The sequence below is a fragment of the Thiomonas islandica genome (assembly GCF_055383445.1).
Window position 1 is genome coordinate 2,391,640 of record NZ_AP042391.1, and the last position, 18,918, is coordinate 2,410,557.

An 18,918-nucleotide genomic window follows, 5' to 3' on the forward strand; every position below is an offset into this window, starting at 1 on the left:
GGAGACGGTGGGTTCAGGCCGGCACCTGCAGTTTGTTACGGTACCAGGCGTGGAAATGCCGCATGCCGTCTTCCATTGGCGACTGGTATGGGCCGTGCTGGTCGTCACCACGCTCGAACAGCGCCTTGCGCCCGGCATCCATGCGCTCGGCGATTTCGTCGTCCTCGGCGCAGGTTTCCATGTAGGCGGCGCGTTCGGCCATGATGAATTCGCGCTCGAACGCAGCGATTTCCTCAGGGTAGAAAAACTCCACCATGTTCAGGGTTTTCTGCGGGGCTAGCGGATAGAGGGTGGAGACTACGAGCACATGCGGATACCACTCCAGCATGATGTTGGGGTACAGGGTGAGCCAGATCGCGCCGTGCTCGGGCAGCTTCTTGTCAGAGCGGAAATTCAGCACTGCCTGATGCCACTTGCTATAGACCGCGCTGCCCGGATGCTGCAGGCCCTCGTGCACACCGACGGTCTGCACGCTCCATTCGGGGGCGAACTGCCACTGCAGCACACTGCAGTCGACGAACTTGCCCAAGCCGGGGTGGAAAGGCACGACGTGGTAGTCCTCCAGATACACCTCGATGAAGGTCTTCCAGTTGTAGTTGCAGATGTGCATTTCGGTGTGGTCATGCACGAAGCCGGTGAAGTCGAATTCCTTGAGCACCGAGAGCTGCTGCATGGTTTGCGCCACGGGGTAGCCGTTGTCCTCGAACAGCATGCCATTCCAGCGCTGCAGCGGGTATTTCTGTAGATGCAGACAGGGGTCCTGCTCGAAATGCGGGGCGCCGACGAGCTGGCCGTCAAGTCCGTAAGTCCAGCGGTGCAGTGGGCAGACGATGTTCTTGCCGGTACTGCCCATGCCGCGCAGCATCACCGCCTGGCGGTGACGGCAGACGTTGGACAGTAGTTCGATGCCATCGTTGGTGTGCACCAGCACCCGGCCTTCGCCCTCCTGTGCGAGGGCGGCGTAGTCGCCGATCTTGGGTACCGTGAGCTCATGTCCGATGTAGCGCGGCCCGGAACGAAAGATCTGTTCCAGTTCCAGTTTGAACAGGTCATCGTCGAAATAGGTCTAGACCGGCAGCTGCAGATGATCCTGCGACAGGCGAATGCTCAGATCGGACATGATGGGGGTGCACCTCCACAATTCGTCAAAAAATAACCCAGACAGGAGTTGCGGATTGTAGACCCCGTCTGTGACGGCAAAACCCCTCTGACGCGCCTAAAATGCCTAGCTTGCCCACTCCATCCCCCAGTGCCGACGCGATGCCGCGCGTGCACTGCAGCCAAAGCCCATGTCCGCCGCCAGACCCGCTCGCCATCCCGATGCCCCTCCGGCCAGCTACGAGGAGGCGCTGGCCGAGCTCGAACGTATCGTGCAGGCCATGGAGGCAGGACAGCTCAGCCTCGACGACACCCTGGCGGCCTACAAGAGGGGCAATCTACTGCTGCAGTTCTGCCGCAGCAAGCTGCAGGCGGTGGAGCAACAGGTGCGGGTGCTCGACGGTGAGCAGCTCAAGCCCTTGCCTGTCGGGCCCGGTGCGGAGGGGGATCGTGCCTGAAACCCTGCAGCACGTGCGCAGCGAAGCGCCGCCCGCCGCCGCTGCGCTGCCGTTCGATGTCTGGATGCGCCAGCATCAGGCCAGGGCGCAGGAACTGATCGCCCGCTTTGTGCCGCAAGCACATCCGCTGGTGCCGCAACTGCACGAGGCCATGCACTACGCCGCGGCGCTAGGGGGCAAGCGGGTGCGTCCACTGCTGGTGTGGGCTGCAGGGGAGTGCGTTCAGGCCGACTCCCAGGCGCTGGACCGTGCCGCCTGCGCGGTGGAGCTGGTGCATGCTTACTCTCTGGTGCATGACGATCTGCCCTGCATGGACGACGATGTGCTGCGCCGCGGCCAGCCGACCACCCATGTGCGCTTTGGCGAGGCACTTGCGCTTCTGGCCGGAGACGCGCTGCAGGCGTTGGCCTACGAAGTGCTCACTCCGGACCACGGTATGGCGCCGGCGCTGCAGGCCCGGCTGTGTGCATTGCTGGCGCGGGCATCGGGTGCCGACGGCATGGCCGGTGGACAGACCATGGACATTCTCGCCACCGGCAGCGCGATCAGCGGTGATGCGTTGATGCACATGCACAGCCGCAAGACTGGTGCGCTACTCAAGGCCAGTGTGCTGATGGGCGCCGCCTGCGCCGAACCTGCCTGCGACCGGCAGGCCGAGATCGATGCTGCGCTGCAGGCCTACGGCGAGGCCATCGGCCTGGCGTTTCAGGTAGTCGACGACATTCTGGACGTGACCGCGGACTCCGCCACGCTGGGCAAGACCGCGGGCAAGGATGCGCAGCAGAACAAGTCGACCTACGTGTCCGCGCTCGGGCTGGACGCGGCGCGTCAGCTGGCGCACACCCTGCGCGACAAGGCGCAGGCTGCGCTCGACACCCTGCCTGCGGCCCAGCGTGCCTTTAGCCAACGCCTGCGCGATCTGGCCGACCTGATCGTGCTGCGCGAGCATTGACCGCAGTCCCGTATGCATCAGCAGACCGCCGTGAGCCCTGTTCCTCATTCCGATCGCGCTGCCGTTGTGCTGCCAGCGCTTGCCGCGTTCGTCGCGCTGGTCGCGCTCGGCGGGGCGTTGTGGCTGCAGCAGCACGGCCATCCGCCGTGCCCGCTGTGCATCCTGCAGCGCTTGGCCTACCTTGGTGTGCTGGGGTTGGCGCTCGTGGGCCTAGGTTTGCTGCGTGTCGGGCTGGAAGCTGCCGCGCGGCTGGCGCAGGGCCTGGCCGCGGCCAGTGCGGTGGCCGGGCTGGGCTTTGCCGCCCGCCACCTCTGGCTGGTCCTGCATCCGGGGCAGCTCTGCGGCTTGGATCCGCTGGCGGCAGTGATCAACCACTGGGCCATCACGCAGTGGATGCCGTGGATGTTTCGTGCAGACGGCCTGTGCGCGGACACGCCCGCAGTGCTCGGTCTGGCGCTGCCGTTCTGGTCTGCCGCCGGGTTTGCCGTGGTGTTCGTCCTGCTGCTTGCGGCGATGTGGCGCCGCAGCCGTTCCTGATGGCGTGAGCGATGCTGACTTCTTCCTTTTCCCTGCTGTCCCGCGTGTCCTCGCCCGCGGATGTGCGTGCGCTCGACCGCGCGCATCTGCGCCAGCTCGCGGTCGAACTGCGGGAATTCATCCTGCAGTCGGTCTCGCGCACCGGCGGACATCTGTCGTCCAACCTCGGCACGGTCGAACTCACCATTGCGCTGCATGCTGCGTTCAATACGCCGGAGGACCGGCTGGTGTGGGATGTCGGCCACCAGACCTATGCGCACAAGATTCTCACCGGCCGGCGCGAGGCCATGCGCGGGCTGCGGCAAAAGGGCGGTATTTCCGGTTTTCCGCGGCGCGAGGAATCGGTCTACGACACGTTCGGCACCGCGCACTCGTCCACATCCATTTCCGCGGCGCTGGGCATGGCGCTGGCGGCGCAGCGCAAGGGCGAATCACGCCGGGTGGTGGCCATCATCGGTGACGGCGCGCTGACCGGCGGCATGGCGTTCGAGGCGCTGAACAACGCTGGGGTACACCCGGAGGCCGATCTGCTGATCGTGCTCAACGACAACGACATGTCGATCTCCCCGCCGGTAGGCGCGCTCAACCGCCATCTTACCGCGCTGCTGTCCGGCGGGCTGTTTACCGCGGCGCGCACCACAGCCAAGCAAGTGCTCAGCGCCGCGCCGCCGCTGCTGGGGCTGGCGCGGCGGCTGGAGGAATATGCCAAGGGCCTGGTTGCACCATCGCCGCTGTTCGAGGAACTGGGCGTGAAGTACTTCGGCCCAATCGACGGCCACGACCTGGACGCGCTGATTCCCACGCTGCACAACCTGCGCGACATGCACGGTCCGGTCCTGCTGCATGTGGTCACCAAAAAGGGGCAGGGCTACAAGCTGGCCGAGGCCGATCCGGTCGCGTATCACGGGCCTGGGAAGTTCGATCCCGCTGTCGGCCTGGCGCCGAGCAAGCCCGGCAAGCCGCCCACCTTTACCCAGGTGTTTGGGCAGTGGCTATGCGACATGGCACAGGCCGATGCGCGGCTGGTGGGCATCACCCCAGCCATGCGCGAAGGCTCGGGGCTGGTGGAGTTTGCCCAGCGTTTTCCGCAACGCTATTTCGACGTGGGCATTGCCGAGCAGCACGCGGTGACCTTTGCCGCAGGCCTTGCGTGCGAAGGCATGAAACCGGTGGTGGCGATTTATTCCACTTTTTTGCAGCGCGGCTACGACCAACTCATCCACGACGTGGCCATCCAGAACCTGCCGGTGCTGTTTGCGGTCGATCGCGCCGGCGTGGTGGGCGCGGACGGCGCCACGCATACCGGTGCATTCGACATCGCCTTCCTGCGCTGCGTGCCCAATATGAGTGTGCTCACCCCTGCGGATGAAAACGAATGCCGCCTGCTGCTGACCACCGGCTATCGTCATCCCGGTCCGGTGGCGGTGCGCTACCCGCGCGGCGGCGGCGTGGGCGCGGCCGTGGCGCAAGGTCTGACGGAACTGCCCTGGGGCAGAGCGCAGCCGCGGCGCGCCAGTGCGGCGCTGCCCGGGCGGCGTATCGCCATCCTCGCCTTCGGCCCGGTGCTGTACGCCGCGCTGCAGGCCGCCGAGGAGCTTGACGCCAGCGTGATCAACATGCGCTTCGTCAAGCCGCTCGATACCGAGACGCTGCTGGCGGCCGCCCGCAGCCATGATGCGCTGGTCACGGTCGAGGAGGGCGCGGTGCTGGGCGGCGCTGGCAGCGCGTGTCTCGAAGCGCTGCAAGCCGCCGGGGTGCAGCTGCCGGTGCTCACGCTCGGCCTTCCCGATGCCTGGATCGAGCATGGCGATCCGGCGCAGATCACCGCCGACCTGGGGCTGGATGCCGCCGGCATCGTCCGGTCGATCCGCGCGCGCTTTGCCGGTCTGCTCCAGCCCGGGCACAAGCGCGCCGCCAACGAGTAGGGCATCGTGGGGGCGACTGGGCGCTACGCGGACAGGCAACTGCGCAGACTGCCCGCCAGATTGCGCATCAGCTGGAGATAGCCATCCAGCCCGAGCGGGCCCTTGGCGCCGAGCGGGTCGAGGGTACCTAGGCGGGCGCTGCTGCCCTCGATCAGGGTCTGCATCAGACGCGGCTCGAATTGCGGCTCGGAGAACACGCACACCACGCCGAGCGTCCTGATCTTGTCGTGCATCTGGCTCACGCGGCGAGCGTTGACCATGGCCTCCGGGGTGACCAGAATCGAGCCTACGGCGTGCAGGCCGAAGGTCTGCTCGAAATACTGGAACGCATCGTGAAACACAATGAAGGGCCGGTCTTTCACTGGTTCGAGCTGCGCGGTGAGTTCTGCGGTCAAAGCGTCGATGCGCTGCACAGCCTGGGCGGCATTGGCCCGGTACTGCGCCGCATGCTGCGGGTCGATGACCTCCAGCGCACTTGCGGCGCTGCGCACGATCAGCTTGGCATTAGTCGGCGACAGCCAGATGTGGCCGTCGAAACTGCCGCTTTGTGGATGGTCATGCGGGTCTGGCATGGCCGATTGCAGCACGGGCGCAGGGCGCTTGCGCTCCCACTCTCCGCCGGTGCGGGCCGGCAGCACGTGCATACTGGGCTGGGTGGACAGGGTGATGACGCGGGCGCCGTTGGGCAAGGCCCGGACGATCTTGGTCAATGCCGGTTCGACATCGGGCCCGATCCAGAACAGAAGCTGCGCCTGCTCCGCTGCCGCGCGCTCGGAGGGTTTGAAGGCGTAAGTATGTGGCGAACTGCCCGGCGGAATCAGCACGATGGGGGTGCCCACGCCGGCCATGACCGCGGTAACCAGATCGCCCACCGGCTTGATGCTCACCGCCACGAGGGGGCGCTGTGCTTGGGCGATGAGCGGGCCGAACAAAGCGCCGATCAGCATGGCAACGGAAACAATGCGGCGAAGGATGTGTGACATGGTGGCAGGGGAACGGCAAGCGACAGATCGTTATAATATAACAGTCGCAACCAGAATAACCCAACTTGCCCGACACAGATCCTCTGATCCGCCTCGACGACATCAGCCTGCAGCGCAATGGCCATGTGCTGCTGGCCGGCGTGAACCTGCGCGTGTTGCCGCGCCAGATCGTCACCTTGGTCGGGCCGAATGGCGCCGGCAAGACCACCTTGGTGCGCGTGTTGCTAGGCCTGATTGCCCCAGACGCGGGCGCGGTGCAGCAGCGCGCCGGACTGGTGATCGGCTACGTGCCGCAGCGTTTTGCCTTGCCCGCGAGTCTGCCAATGGATGTGGACGGTTTTCTGCAGCTGGCCGGACGCAGCAGGCCGCAGCAGCGCAGGCTGGTGCTCGCAGACATCGGCGCGGGCGATCTGCTGCGGCGCCCACTGCGCGCGCTGTCCGGTGGCGAGATGCAGCGCGTGCTGCTGGCCCGCGCGCTGCTGCGCAAGCCCGACCTGCTGGTACTCGACGAACCGGCGCAGGGCCTGGATGTGCTGGGCCAGCAGGACCTGTACGACCTGATCCGACGCCTGCGCGACACCACCGGATGCGGTGTGCTGATAGTCTCGCACGACCTGCATCTGGTGATGGCAGCCACCGACGTGGTGATCTGTCTGGAGCGTCATGTGTGTTGCGTGGGCAGGCCAGAGGACATCAGCGTGCATCCGGAATATCTGCGGCTGTTCGGGCGCGACATGGCCGGACTGGCGCTGTACCGTCACCATCACGATCATCGTCACGATCTGCACGGTGACATCGTCTCCGATGCGCAGCCAAAGGAGATGCCATGACTGACTTCCTGCTGCCAGACTTTGTCTGGCGAGCGTTACTGGGCGGTGTGGGCGTGGCGCTGCTGTCCGGGCCGCTGGGCTGCTTTGTGGTGTGGCGGCGCATGGCCTACTTTGGCGAGACGCTGGCGCATTCGGCCTTTCTCGGGGTCGGGCTGGGGCTGCTGCTGCACCTCGCCCCGATCATTGGCGTCCTTGCGGTGAGCGTTGTGATCGCCATCATTCTAGCGCGTCGCAATCCGGCGGATGGCGTGGGCGAGGACGCCATGCTCGGCCTGCTGGCGCACACCAGTCTAGCGCTGGGCCTGGTGGTGCTGGCGTTCATGGAAGACGTGAGGGTGGATCTGTTTTCCTACCTGTTCGGCGACATCCTGGCGCTGCGCCCTGCTGATCTGTGGTGGGTGGCGCTGATCGATCTCGTCGGTCTTGGCCTCATCGCCTGGCTGTGGCAGGGCCTGCTGGCGCTGACCGTGCATGAAGAACTGGCCGCCGTGGAGGGCTGCCGGGTCAAGTGGTTGCAACTGGCTTTCATGCTGGTGCTCGCGGTGTTCGTCGCACTGGCGATGAAGCTTGTGGGCATTCTGCTGACGGTGGCCATGCTCACCATCCCGGCTGCGGCAGCGCGGCGTCTGGCGCGCACGCCGCTGCAAATGGCGCTGGGCGCGGTCGTGATCGGAGCCATGTCTGTCGTGCTCGGCATGCTGGCTTCGCTGCATTCCGACGCGCCATCCGGACCCGCCATGGTGGTGGTTGCGGCGGCCTTTTTTCTACTGCTGCGCGCGGTGCCGGCGCGGGGGTGAGGGCAGGGCTTTTCCCACGAACCGGGCAAGGGCGCACGTCGTCCGAGATAATCCACAAACTTCTCTCAACAATGCCCCGGGCCGGCGGCCCGGATGCTGTGCCGCCTTACCCGTCACCCGATGAACAAACCCTTCGAAGCCATCCCGGACATCCAGAGCACGATCGACGATCGCCATATCGCCATTCAGCGCGTGGGCATCAAGGGCTTGCGCTATCCCCTGAACGTGCGGTTGCGCGACGGCAGCATCCATCCTCGACCAAGGCTGGTTCGAGTTCCGCCGCCAATTGGGCTACAAGCTCCAGTGGCGGGCGGCTGGCTCATTGCTGTGCCGCCGCAGAACACGAGCCGCACCTGTCCATGCTGCGGCCATGTGTCGGCGGCCAATCGGCAGACGCAAGCCCGGTTCGCGTGTGTGGAATGCGGTTTCGAGGACAACGCCGATGTGGTCGGCGCGATCAACATCCTTTCTCGCGGGATGGACATGTTGCGAGACGAAGGGCAGGACACGGCGCATGCTTGCGTCGGGCGCGAAAGCGCAGCCCGGATCGCCTGTGAAGTGAGCGGTGCAGCAATGCCGCCAGCAGCAGGAACCCACCGAAGCGACTGCCTAGGGGAAACCCATGCGTAGCGCCGTAGGAATCCCCAGCCTTTGGGCTGGGGAGGATGTCAATGCCGCGTGTTGTACGGGGATGTGCACAGCGCGCCGGGGCGACTCAAGCCGTCCGGCGATCCTCGAAAAATCCTGCAGCGTCATGGCAACGCATTGATTTTCAATGAGAAAATCCTGCCTAAAAAAGCGTCATCCTGATTGGAATGCTTGAATTTGCTCGATTTGGCGAGGCGATTCAGCGCTTGCCCACAGAGTTGTCCACAGTTTGACGGGATAAGTCCCGACTCCCGGCAGCGATGCCTAAGCCGCGCCCGGCGCGCGGCTTGTGCACCCATTTCGGCAGCCGGCATAATGCGCGGCTGGTGTGGGAGAGGGCATGTCCGTCGGGTGACGGAGCAGACGCAAAGGACAACTGCATGTTTCACATGGTGCAAGCCGCTGGCTGGCCGATCTGGCCGCTGATCCTGTGTTCGATCGTGGCGCTGGCAGTGATTCTCGAACGCCTGACCGCGCTGCGGCGCGCCCGCATCCTGCCGCCCAGGCTGCTCGAGGAAGCGCTCGATGTCTCGTCCAAGCAACTTCTCAGCGCCGACGTGATCGACAAACTCGAGCGCAACTCGCCGCTGGGCGCGGTGCTGGCCAGCGGCTTCCGCTCGGTGGCACGGCCGCACGCCAGTGTCGCTGCGCTAGAGGAAGACCTGGAAAATGCCGGACGACACGAGGTCTACCGCCTGCAGAAATACCTTGGCGCCCTTGCCACCGTGGCTTCGGCCGCGCCACTGCTCGGGCTGCTGGGCACCGTGGTGGGCATGATCGAAATCTTCGGCTCGCAGTCGGCCGCAGGCACCGACCCGACAGTGCTGGCGCATGGCATTTCGGTTGCGCTGTACAACACCGCCTTCGGTCTGATCGTCGCGGTGCCCTCACTGATCTTCTACCGCTATTTCCGCAGCCGGGTCGACGCCTACACCATCGATCTGGAACAGGCCGCGCGCCGTCTGGCCACGCACCTGCAAACCTATCTGCCGCGCCGCTGAACCGCAGCCGCCATGAAATTCAAGCGCCTGGACACCGAGGAACCCGAGGTCAACCTCATTCCGTTGATCGACGTGCTGCTGGTCATCCTGATCTTTCTGATGATCAGTACCACCTACTCCAAATTCACCGAGCTGAAGATCACCCTGCCGACCGCCGATGCCGAGAAGCTACAGAACAACCCGCAAGAGATCATCGTGGCGGTCAGCAGCAGTGGAGAATACGCGGTCAACAAGCAACTCCTCTCCAACCGCAGCGTGCAGGGGTTGACCCAGGCGCTGCTTGCGGCATCCAAAGGCAAGCCAGAGGCTATGGTGGTCATCAGTGCCGATGCGCAGGCGACGCAGCAATCGGTGGTCAATGTGATGGAGGCCGCGCGCGCCGCCGGCCTGAGCCGCCTGACCTTTGCCACGCAAAAATCTCCCGGTAGCGGATGACACTGCCGCAGGCGCACAGCGGTTGGCCGCGCTGGTGGCTGCGTCGTAGCGCAGTCAGTTGGATGCTGTGGCCGCTGTCTCTGTTGTACGGCGCAGTCGGCGGCCTGCGGCGTGCGCTGTACCGTCGGGGATGGCTGCGAAGCGAACGGGTGGATGTGCCCGTGGTCGTGGTGGGCAATCTCACGGTCGGCGGCGCTGGCAAGACGCCGCTGATCGCCGCGATCGCCGCGGGCCTGCAGCAGGCCGGATGGCATCCCGGTATCGTCTCGCGTGGCTACGGGGGGCGCCTGGGCCGCAGCGCAAGCCTCGAGGTGCGCGCGGACAGCAACCCCGCGCTGTGCGGCGATGAGCCCGTGCTGCTGGCTCGGCAGACCGGCTGCCCAGTGTGGGTGGCGCGCCAGCGGGCTCGGGCGGCGCAGGATCTGCTGGCCGCGCATCCGCAGGTCGATGTACTGCTGAGCGATGACGGCCTGCAGCATCTGGCCTTGGGACGCGATGTGGAACTGGTGGTGGTCGACCAGCGGCTGTGGGGCAACGGCCTGTTGCTGCCGGCCGGGCCGCTGCGCGAGCCAACCGGGCGCAAGCGCGACGCCACGATCGGCCCACACCAGGCGCTGGCCCGGATCGACCGCGGCGGGCGGCATTTCGCAGTGCAGCGCACACTTGGCGACTTCACCCGGCTGAGCAGCGGCGAGCGCTTGAGCCCGGCCGCGTTCGTCCGTCGCCACCACGGCCAGCCGTTGGCGGCACTGGCGGGCATTGGACATCCTGCGCAGTTCTTTGGCATGCTGCAGGCTGCGGGTCTGATCGTGCAGGGCAGGGCATTGGGCGATCATCAGCCGCTCAGCGCAGCCAACTTTGCCCAACTGCCGAAGACCGGCCCGGTTTTGATCACTGAGAAAGACGCCATAAAATTGCCCGCTCTTACGCTCGCCCTGCGCGAGCGCCTCTGGGTCGTCGGACTGCGGCTGGAACTGCCCGGCGATCTGCTGCCCTGGCTAGCCCACAGACTGGAGATTGCGCGTGGACACCCGACTTCTTGACCTGCTCGTCTGTCCGATCTGCAAGGGCGCGTTGCAGTACGACCGCCAGGCGCAGGAACTGATCTGCCCGCGCGACAAGCTGGCCTATCCGGTGCGCGACGGCATTCCGCTGATGCTGGTCGACCTGGCGCGTGACATGACCGTGCCCTGCGCCGAATCGTCCACAGCGCCGGCCGACCAGCCCGACGTCGCGGCGTGAGCAACGTAGCGCCGTTCTGGGTGCTGATCCCGGCGCGGCTGGGTTCGACCCGCCTGCCCAACAAACCGCTGGCTGACCTTGCCGGCGCGCCCCTGGTGGTGCGGGTGGCGGAGCGCGTGCAGCGCAGTGGGGCGCGGGCGGTGGTGGTCGCCTGCGACAGTCCGCTGATCGCGCAGGCCTGCGCGGCGCATGGTGTGCAGGCCGTCCTCACCGCAGTGGAACATGCCAGCGGCACCGACCGGGTGGCGCAAGCGGCTGCGCTGCTCGGTCTGCCCGACGATGCCATCGTGATCAATGTGCAGGGGGATGAGCCCCTGATCGACCCGGCGTTGCCCGCCGCCTGCGCGGCCTTGCTGCAGGCACAGCCGCAGACCGAAATGGCTACCTGCGCACACCGCATCACGGACGACGGCGAGATTTTCAACCCCAACGTGGTCAAGGTCGTGCTCGATGCCCAGGGCCGGGCGCTTTACTTCTCGCGCGCACCGATTCCCTGGCAACGCGACGCTTACCTGCACAGCGCGGGCGGCTGGCAAAGCCATGGCACGCGCACCGCAGCGGTGTATCGGCACATCGGGCTGTATGCCTACCGTCACCGCTTTCTGCGCCGTTACGCCGCGCTGCCCGCTGCGCCGATCGAACAGGCCGAGGCGCTGGAGCAACTGCGCGCGCTGTGGCACGGCCATGCGATTGCAGTGCACATCGCGCAGCACGCGCCCGCCCCCGGTGTGGACACAGCAGCCGACCTGGCGCGCGTGCGCGCGCTGTGGGTGGGCTGAGCCGCCGTCGTCAGCCCCGGGGCAGGGGGCTCTGCTATTCTGGATTGCTGCGTTTTCACCATCGAGAGATCTTCATGCGATTGATTCTTTTGGGCGCGCCCGGCGCAGGCAAAGGCACACAGGCCGCGTTCATCACCGAGCGCCTGGGCATTCCGCAGATTTCCACGGGCGACATGCTGCGTGCTGCGGTGAAGGCTGGTACGCCGCTAGGACGGCAGGCGCAGAGCATCATGGAGGCCGGGCAACTGGTGCCAGATGACATCATGCTCGGGCTGGTGCGCGAGCGCCTGAGCGCGCCCGACTGCACCAAGGGCTTTTTGCTCGATGGATTTCCACGCACCATCGCGCAGGCCGAAGGGCTGGAGAAGGCAGGCATCGACATCGACGTGGTGCTCGAATTCGACGTGCCCGATGCCGACATCATCGAACGCCTGAGCGGCCGCCGGGTGCACCCGGCCTCGGGCCGCACCTATCACATCAAGTTCAATCCCCCGAAGACGCCAGGTATCGACGACCTGACCGGCGAGCCGCTGGTGCAGCGCGCCGACGATCAGGAGGACACCGTGCGCAAGCGTCTGCAGGTCTATCACGCGCAGACCCTGCCGCTGGTCGAGTACTACGCCCAGCGCATGGCGCAGGGTGACCCGAAGGCGCCGAGGCTGATCACCATTTCTGGGGTGGGGCCAGTCGACGTGGTGCAGCAGCGCATTTTCGACGCCCTGCAGCGCTGATCAGAGGCAGATGCTTTTGGCCGTTTTCTCTCGCGTTTCGGAGCAGGGACATGCAACTGTCAGGTCACAGCGCAGTCATCAGCGGCGGCGCATCGGGGCTGGGCGCGGCAACCGCCGAGCTGCTCGCGCAGCGTGGTATGCAGGTGGTCATTGCCGATGTGCAAGAACAGGCCGGGCGCGCGCTGGCAGCGCGCATCGGCGCGCAGTTCGTACATTGCGACGTCACCAGCGAGGCCCAGGTACAGGCGGCAGTCGATGCCGCGCAGGCCCTGGCGCCGCTGCGTGTGGCGGTCAGCTGCGCTGGCATTGCCCCCGCAGCCCGCACCCTGGGCAAGCAGGGTGCGCATGCACTCGAGCTATTCGAGCGGGTCATCCGCATCAACCTGACCGGCAGTTTCAACCTGGCGCGGCTGGCCGCGGCGGTAATGGCACAGCAAGCCGCGCTTGCTGACGGCGAGCGCGGAGTCATCATCAACACCGCATCGGTGGCGGCGTTCGACGGGCAGATTGGGCAGGTTGCCTATGCCGCGTCCAAGGCGGGGATCGTTGGCATGACCCTGCCGCTGGCACGCGATCTGTCGCGCGACGGCATCCGGGTGATGACCATCGCCCCGGGAATTTTCGAAACGCCCATGCTCCTAGGCATGCCCCCCGAGGTACAGGCTGCACTGGCGCAAATGGTGCCGTTTCCGCAGCGGCTGGGAAAACCTGCTGAATATGCTGCGCTGGTCGAGTCGATTCTGACGAACACCATGCTCAACGGCGAGGTCATCCGCCTGGACGGCGCCATCCGTATGCAGCCCAAGTGAGGCATTACACCGTGGCGTTCTGCCGCGGTGTGTCCGGTCATGCAGCAGCGCATTCCCCCCGGCTTCATCCAGGACCTGCTCGCCCGAGCCGACATCGTCGAGGTGGTCGGCCAGCATGTCGAACTGAAAAAGACTGGCAGCAATTACAAAGGGCTATGCCCGTTTCACGGCGAAAAGACGCCCTCGTTCACCGTCAGTGCGAGCAAGCAGTTCTATCACTGCTTCGGTTGCGGGGCGCACGGCACGGCCATCGGTTTTTTGATGGAATACGCCGGCATGGGCTTTATCGATGCGGTCAAGGATCTGGCTGCGCGCTACGGCTTGACCGTGCCCGAGCCCGAACTCGATCCGCAGCAACAGCAGCGACTGCAGCAGCAGCGCAGTCTGCAGGCCACGCTGATCGATGTGCTGCAGACCGCAGACAGCTTCTATCAGCACCGCCTGCGGCACAGCGAACGGGCCAAGACCTATCTGCTCTCCCGCGGTTTGCAGGGGCAGATCGCCAAGCGCTACGGCCTGGGTTATGCGCCCGATGACTGGCAGCCGCTGGCCGGGGCCTTTGCCAATTACAACGCCGACGCGCTGGTGCAGTCGGGCCTGGTGGTGGCGCGTGACGCGCAGGGCGAGACGCTCGACCCGCTGGCCGAGTCGTTCGCCGGTGCGCAGCGCCGCTACGACCGGCTGCGCGACCGTATCACCTTTCCGATCCGCAATCTGCGCGGCGAGGTGATCGGCTTTGGTGGGCGCATCATCGACCAGGGCGAACCCAAATATCTCAACTCGCCAGAAACCGCGGTCTTCCACAAGGGTGAGGAACTCTATGGCCTGTTTGAGGCGCGCACAGCGATCTCCCGCGCCGGTTACGCCTTGGTGGTCGAGGGCTATATGGACGTGGTTGCGCTGGCGCAGTACGGTGTCGAGCAGGCCGTGGCCACGCTCGGCACGGCCTGCACCACGCAGCAGTTGCAAAAGCTATTCAGACACACGGCGCAGGTGGTGTTCAGCTTCGACGGCGACGCCGCCGGCCGCCGGGCGGCACGCCGGGCGATGGAAAACGCACTGCCGCTGCTCAGCGATACCCGCGTGGTCAAGTTCCTGTTCCTGCCGCCCGAACACGATCCCGACTCGTTCGTGCGGGAGAAGGGCGCTGCCGCGTTCGAGCGGGAAATCGCCCGGGCGCAGCCGCTGTCGGAGTTCCTGTTCGGCAGTTTGTTCGACGGCGTGGCCATGACCACGGCCGAGGGCCGCGCTCAGGCCATTCACGAAGCGGCGCCCTTGCTGGCGCAGATCGCCGCTCCGGCGCTGCTCGGCCAGCTGCTCGCCGATTTCGCCCGCAGGCTGGACATGTCCGTGACCGAGCTGCGCGAGGTCTTGCGTCTGTCTGCCCCGCCGCGCAAGCCAGCGGCGCCGGTTCAGACCTTTGGTGCGACTGCGGGCGGGGTAGTGACGAAGCCACGCCAACGCAGTGGGCGGGCCGCGCTGCGCGCCTTTGCCACGCCGGTCGATCCATTGCGGCTGATCCTGCCGTTGTTGTTGACCCAGCCGGCGCTGTGGTGGGACATTGGCCCGGCGCACCAGGCCATGCTGTCGCAGCAGCCCAGCGCGCTGCAGGGCGTATTCAGGGCGCTGGAGTCGATTCTTGAAGATCAACCCGCGATCTGTGCCGCCGCGTTGTGGGAAGCCCTGCGTGCAGCCGGTCATGCACCCGAGGAGATGCTGTCTCAGTCGCCCGATCCGCTCGAGGTGGACGAAGCCACCGCTCGGCAGGATCTGTTTGCGGTGCTGCTGCGTATGGAACGTGCCGCTGTGTTGCGTCGGCAGGATACGCTGGTGGCCGGCGGGCTGGCGGACGAGGCAGACCGCGCGGAATACCGCGGCTTGGTGCTGCGGCTCAAGGAAATCGATCAGGAACTGCGCACCCCACGCGCCTCGCAGGGGTGAGGCGTTGTGAAGATTTCGTCGCCAGCGGCCCGGCAGCAAGGAGCGCGGCGCGCAGGGTCGAGACAGATCCATCGGATCAGCCAGACCGACAAGTTGATGGATTTGGTGAAGTGAAGACGAAGGCAAAACAATGAGCACTTTCGACAGCACCAAGCGGCTATTGCCAGAGATCCTTGCCGACATCGTCAAGGGGAAGATTCAGTTACCGGACTTTCAGCGGGGATGGGTGTGGGATGACCAGCACATTCGCAGTCTGCTGGTGAGCATCGCCCGGTCATTCCCGGTCGGGGCGGTGATGCTGCTGGAGACCGGCGGCGAGGCCAAGTTCCAGGTACGGCCGGTGGAAGGGGTTTCGCTCCCATCGGGCGCATTTCGCCAGTCGGGTGAACTGCGCTTGAGCGTTGGCGATCAGGTCTAGGTCGAATGCCCTGGGGCACCGGCGGCGCCACGCAGCGCGAGATCAAGCGCATCACCGGCATCTCGTGCCACACCATCCGCTCGTATCAGCAGCGCTTTGCTGCCGCCGACCCAGCAAACTGCCCCGGGGTGGCCACCGCCTCCCCCAGCCAAACTGCGCCACCTTGGCCACCAGACCCGAACACCGCCAGCGGGGCGCGCAGCAGAAAGATTCACAACTTCTGAGTGGGTATGATGCGGCGGTCTTCCTGCACTGGATGAACGCCGTGGAAAATCAACCTCGTCTTGCCGCCGTGCAATGCCTACATCCCGGCGGGCTGCATCGTCTGGCTTATTGGGAATGGGGCGATCCGCGTTGCGACGATGTGGTGGTCTGCGTCCACGGACTGACGCGGCAGGGCCGCGATTTCGACGTGCTGGCGCAGGCGCTGCTCCCCGCGCGCCGGGTGGTCTGCCCCGATCTGCCGGGACGCGGCGAATCGGACTGGCTCGACAATCCGGCGCTGTATCAGGTGCCACAGTATCTGGCCGATCTGGTCACGCTGCTGGCCCGGTTGCAGGCGCGCCGGCTGTCCTGGGTCGGCACCTCGCTGGGCGGTCTGATCGGCATTGCGCTGGCCGGGCTGAAAAACAGCCCGGTCGAGCGTCTGGTGCTCAATGACGTAGGCCCCTCGCTCGATCCGCGCGGGCTACTGCGCATCGCCGGTTATGTGGGACGTCAGATACATTTCGACACCGTGGGGCAGGCTGCCGCCGCACTGCGCGACATCTCGGAAGGGTTCGGCCCGCACACCCAGGAACAGTGGATGGCGCTGACCCGGCCGATGCTGCGTCCGGAGGGTTCAGGCTGGCGGCTACATTACGATCCCGCGCTGTCTCAGCCGCTGGCCGCACCCAGTGCGCAGGCCCTTGCCGCTGGCGAGCTGGCGCTGTGGCAGGCGTATGCGCAGATCACCGCCCGCACCCTGGTGCTGCGTGGTGCCGACTCCGACATCCTCAGCCCACAGACCGCGCAGGCCATGGCTCAGCAAGGACCGAAAGCCCGTGTGGTGGAACTGCCCGGCGTCGGTCACGCGCCGACGCTGGTACAGGACGATCAGGTGCGCATCGTGCGCGATTTTCTGCTGTCGTGACTCCGAGCCAGCCCTTACCTCCTGCTGCCGTGACGCTGGACGGCTGCACCGATGCCTGTGTGGTGCAGGCGCGCGCCTACTCGGTCGCGCTGATCGACACCATGCTACTCGAAACTGGCGAGCCCGCACTTGAACATGCCGACGGTGTGCGCACCATTCTTGCCGACATCGGAGCGGATGCCCAGGCGCAGGCCGCGGCCTATCTGAACCTGGCCGTGCCGCACCTGGCGCACCCGCACGAGCAGTTGCGCAAGCATTTCGGCAACGCGCTTGCCGATCTGGCGGTCGAGACGCGCAAGCTGGTCGAAGTCTCGCGCATGGCGCGGGTCGGGCCCGATGAGGCCGAGCTGCGCCGTCGGCATGTCGAACTCCTGCGGCGCCTGCTTTTGGGGTTCTCGCGTGACCTGCGCGTGGCCCTGCTGCGGCTGGCCTCGCGGCTGCAATCGCTGCGCTTTCTCACCCGCGTCAGGGCATCGGCGTCGGCCGCCTTCCTGGCCGAAACCATGGACATCTATGCGCCGCTGGCCAACCGTCTGGGCATCTGGCAGATCAAGTGGGAACTCGAAGACCTTGCCTTTCGTCTGGCGCAGCCCGCGATCTACAAAGACATTGCCCGCAAGCTCGACGAGCGCCGGGCCGAGCGCGAGCAGGGCATTGCCGCAGCCATTGCCCGACTGCAGAACGAACTGCAGCGCCAGCGCATCACCGCACAGGTCGTCGGTCGGCCAAAGCACATCTACAGCATCTGGCGCAAGATGCAGGGCAAGCAACTGGCCTTCGAGCAGGTGATGGACCTGCGCGCGCTGCGCATCATCGTGGCCGATGTCGAGGCCTGCTACGCAGCGCTCGGTGTCGTGCATGCCATGTGGACTGCACTGCCCGAGGAATTCGACGACTACATCGCCAAGCCCAAGCCGAACGGCTATCAGTCGCTACATACGGTGGTGCGCACCGAAACCGGGCAGGTGTTCGAAATCCAGATCCGCACCGAAGCCATGCACGCCTACGCGGAACAGGGTAGCGCGGCACACTGGGCATACAAGGAAGCCGGCGCAAAAGGCTACCAGGGCCAGGCCCAGGCAGGCGACTATCAGGCGCGCATCGCGCTGGCGCGGCAGCTGCTGGCGTTGCAGCAAGAGATTTCAGGCTCGGCGGCGGCATCGATCGCATCAGCCGACGCCGCGGCAGGCCATGACGCGGAGGATCGCATCTTTGTCCTGACTCCACAGGCGCGCATCGTCGAGCTTGTGCAGGGAGCGACGCCGGTCGATTTCGCCTACGCCCTGCATACCGATCTGGGGCATCGCTGCCGTGGGGCGCGGGTGGACGGTGCATTGGTTCCGCTGACCACGCCGCTGCGCAGCGGCCAGACCGTCGAGATCGTTACCGCCAAGGAGGGTGGGCCGTCGCGCGACTGGCTCAACCCCGAGCTCGGCTATCTGCGCAGCCCGCGCGCACGCGCCAAGGTGCGCGCCTGGTTCAACCAGATCGCGCAGCAGCAGACCATTGCCAAAGGGCGTGCGCAGGTCGAGCGGCTGCTGCAGCGCGAGGGCAAGACCAGCCTCAGTCTGCAGACCCTGGCCGAGGGCCTGGGCTTTCGCACCGCAGATGAACTGTTCGAGCGCGTAGGTAAGGATGAATTCTCTCAACGTCAGATCGAAGCCTATCTGCGTGCCGATCAAGCGACCGCGGCGCCCACGCAGGCCGTTCCCACGCCCGGTGATGCAACGCCTCGGGGCAGGCCCTCCGGCCAGGTGCTGGTGGTCGGCATGGGGTCGCTGCTGACCCAGCTGGCGCAGTGCTGCAAGCCCGCGCCGCCGGATGCGATCGGCGGTTTCGTCACCCGTGAAAAAGGCGTGACCGTGCACCGCACCAGTTGCCCCAACTATCGCAACATCTCCCGCCAGCACCCCGAGCGGGTGATCGCGGTCGCCTGGGCCGCGCAGGATGCCGGCGCGGCGCTGTACCCGGTGGACCTGGAAATCAGCGCCAACGATCGCCAGGGTCTGCTGCGCGACATTTCCGATGTGCTGACCAAGCAGCGCATCAACGTGATCGGCGTGAACACCCGCTCAGTGGGGGATCTGGCGCAGATGCGCTTTACCGTGCAGCTGATCAACAGCACCAGGCTCAAGCAGGCGCTGGCCTTGATCGCCCAGGTCCCAGGCGTGATCAAGGCGGTCAGGCGATGATGTCATGGTC

General features: G+C 66.0%; 19 protein-coding genes and 2 pseudogenes. 19 read left to right on the plus strand and 2 right to left on the minus strand.

Features of this window, described 5'->3' with window-relative positions:
- Nucleotides 1-13: 13 nt before the first annotated feature.
- Nucleotides 14-1,120 (minus strand): annotated as a pseudogene (locus ACZ47F_RS11660) (aromatic ring-hydroxylating oxygenase subunit alpha).
- A 169-nt stretch (nucleotides 1,121-1,289) separates the two neighbouring features.
- Between ACZ47F_RS11660 and ACZ47F_RS11665 the strand changes: the two are divergent.
- The 4 genes from ACZ47F_RS11665 (at nucleotide 1,290) to dxs (ending at nucleotide 4,970) form a co-directional block, all read left to right on the plus strand.
- Nucleotides 1,290-1,556, plus strand: coding sequence for an exodeoxyribonuclease VII small subunit (locus ACZ47F_RS11665; protein ID WP_464924875.1), 267 nt, complete (start codon nucleotides 1,290-1,292; stop codon nucleotides 1,554-1,556).
- Nucleotides 1,557-1,620: 64 nt separating this feature from the next.
- The gene (locus ACZ47F_RS11670) at nucleotides 1,621-2,508 is read left to right on the plus strand and encodes a polyprenyl synthetase family protein (protein ID WP_464926631.1); all 888 of its coding nucleotides are present in this window, start codon (nucleotides 1,621-1,623) and stop codon (nucleotides 2,506-2,508) included.
- A 30-nt stretch (nucleotides 2,509-2,538) separates the two neighbouring features.
- A complete protein-coding gene (locus ACZ47F_RS11675; RefSeq protein ID WP_464924876.1) occupies nucleotides 2,539-3,045 on the plus strand; it encodes a disulfide bond formation protein B in 507 nt (168 codons plus the stop codon).
- Nucleotides 3,046-3,056: 11 nt separating this feature from the next.
- Entirely contained in the window at nucleotides 3,057-4,970 is a 1,914-nt protein-coding gene (dxs, locus tag ACZ47F_RS11680; protein WP_464924877.1) for a 1-deoxy-D-xylulose-5-phosphate synthase, read from the plus strand.
- Between the two features lie 23 nt (nucleotides 4,971-4,993).
- Here the strand turns inward: dxs and ACZ47F_RS11685 are convergent, their stop codons facing one another.
- Nucleotides 4,994-5,953 (minus strand): zinc ABC transporter substrate-binding protein, encoded by a 960-nt coding sequence (locus tag ACZ47F_RS11685; protein ID WP_464924878.1) that lies wholly within the window; start codon nucleotides 5,951-5,953, stop codon nucleotides 4,994-4,996.
- 65 nt (nucleotides 5,954-6,018) lie between these two features.
- On the opposite strand from ACZ47F_RS11685, the gene ACZ47F_RS11690 reads away from it, so the two are divergent.
- The 15 genes and pseudogenes from ACZ47F_RS11690 (at nucleotide 6,019) to ACZ47F_RS11760 (ending at nucleotide 18,908) form a co-directional block, all read left to right on the plus strand.
- On the plus strand, nucleotides 6,019-6,783 hold the full coding sequence (locus tag ACZ47F_RS11690; RefSeq protein ID WP_464924879.1) for an ATP-binding cassette domain-containing protein: 765 nt from the start codon (nucleotides 6,019-6,021) through the stop codon (nucleotides 6,781-6,783).
- Nucleotides 6,780-7,580 (plus strand): metal ABC transporter permease, encoded by an 801-nt coding sequence (locus tag ACZ47F_RS11695; protein WP_464924880.1) that lies wholly within the window; start codon nucleotides 6,780-6,782, stop codon nucleotides 7,578-7,580. The genes ACZ47F_RS11690 and ACZ47F_RS11695 overlap by 4 nt, the downstream gene beginning before the upstream one ends.
- A 247-nt stretch (nucleotides 7,581-7,827) precedes the next feature.
- Nucleotides 7,828-8,210: pseudogene (locus ACZ47F_RS11700) on the plus strand (RNA-guided endonuclease InsQ/TnpB family protein); the annotation flags it as partial.
- Nucleotides 8,211-8,608: 398 nt separating this feature from the next.
- Nucleotides 8,609-9,229 (plus strand): MotA/TolQ/ExbB proton channel family protein, encoded by a 621-nt coding sequence (locus tag ACZ47F_RS11705; RefSeq protein WP_464924881.1) that lies wholly within the window; start codon nucleotides 8,609-8,611, stop codon nucleotides 9,227-9,229.
- 12 nt (nucleotides 9,230-9,241) lie between these two features.
- Complete coding sequence (locus ACZ47F_RS11710; RefSeq protein WP_464924882.1) at nucleotides 9,242-9,664, plus strand: ExbD/TolR family protein; 423 nt, start codon at nucleotides 9,242-9,244, stop codon at nucleotides 9,662-9,664.
- Nucleotides 9,661-10,707: a tetraacyldisaccharide 4'-kinase gene (lpxK, locus tag ACZ47F_RS11715; RefSeq protein ID WP_464924883.1), complete on the plus strand. Its 1,047-nt coding sequence runs from the start codon at nucleotides 9,661-9,663 to the stop codon at nucleotides 10,705-10,707. Before ACZ47F_RS11710 ends, lpxK begins: the two co-directional genes overlap by 4 nt.
- A complete protein-coding gene (locus tag ACZ47F_RS11720; protein ID WP_464924884.1) occupies nucleotides 10,688-10,906 on the plus strand; it encodes a Trm112 family protein in 219 nt (72 codons plus the stop codon). The genes lpxK and ACZ47F_RS11720 overlap by 20 nt, the downstream gene beginning before the upstream one ends.
- The gene (gene kdsB, locus ACZ47F_RS11725) at nucleotides 10,903-11,685 is read left to right on the plus strand and encodes a 3-deoxy-manno-octulosonate cytidylyltransferase (protein ID WP_464924885.1); all 783 of its coding nucleotides are present in this window, start codon (nucleotides 10,903-10,905) and stop codon (nucleotides 11,683-11,685) included. Before ACZ47F_RS11720 ends, kdsB begins: the two co-directional genes overlap by 4 nt.
- Before the next feature lie 74 nt (nucleotides 11,686-11,759).
- Nucleotides 11,760-12,416: an adenylate kinase gene (gene adk / locus ACZ47F_RS11730; protein WP_464924886.1), complete on the plus strand. Its 657-nt coding sequence runs from the start codon at nucleotides 11,760-11,762 to the stop codon at nucleotides 12,414-12,416.
- 50 nt (nucleotides 12,417-12,466) lie between these two features.
- Nucleotides 12,467-13,225, plus strand: coding sequence for an SDR family NAD(P)-dependent oxidoreductase (locus ACZ47F_RS11735; protein WP_464924887.1), 759 nt, complete (start codon nucleotides 12,467-12,469; stop codon nucleotides 13,223-13,225).
- Between the two features lie 39 nt (nucleotides 13,226-13,264).
- Nucleotides 13,265-15,166: a DNA primase gene (gene dnaG / locus ACZ47F_RS11740; RefSeq protein ID WP_464924888.1), complete on the plus strand. Its 1,902-nt coding sequence runs from the start codon at nucleotides 13,265-13,267 to the stop codon at nucleotides 15,164-15,166.
- A 130-nt stretch (nucleotides 15,167-15,296) separates the two neighbouring features.
- Nucleotides 15,297-15,584: a GmrSD restriction endonuclease domain-containing protein gene (locus tag ACZ47F_RS11745; protein ID WP_464924889.1), complete on the plus strand. Its 288-nt coding sequence runs from the start codon at nucleotides 15,297-15,299 to the stop codon at nucleotides 15,582-15,584.
- A gap of 5 nt (nucleotides 15,585-15,589) precedes the next feature.
- Nucleotides 15,590-15,808 (plus strand): hypothetical protein, encoded by a 219-nt coding sequence (locus ACZ47F_RS11750; protein WP_464926656.1) that lies wholly within the window; start codon nucleotides 15,590-15,592, stop codon nucleotides 15,806-15,808.
- Between the two features lie 32 nt (nucleotides 15,809-15,840).
- Nucleotides 15,841-16,716, plus strand: coding sequence for an alpha/beta fold hydrolase (locus ACZ47F_RS11755; protein WP_464924890.1), 876 nt, complete (start codon nucleotides 15,841-15,843; stop codon nucleotides 16,714-16,716).
- Between the two features lie 101 nt (nucleotides 16,717-16,817).
- Complete coding sequence (locus tag ACZ47F_RS11760; RefSeq protein WP_464926632.1) at nucleotides 16,818-18,908, plus strand: RelA/SpoT family protein; 2,091 nt, start codon at nucleotides 16,818-16,820, stop codon at nucleotides 18,906-18,908.
- Nucleotides 18,909-18,918: the final 10 nt, after the last annotated feature.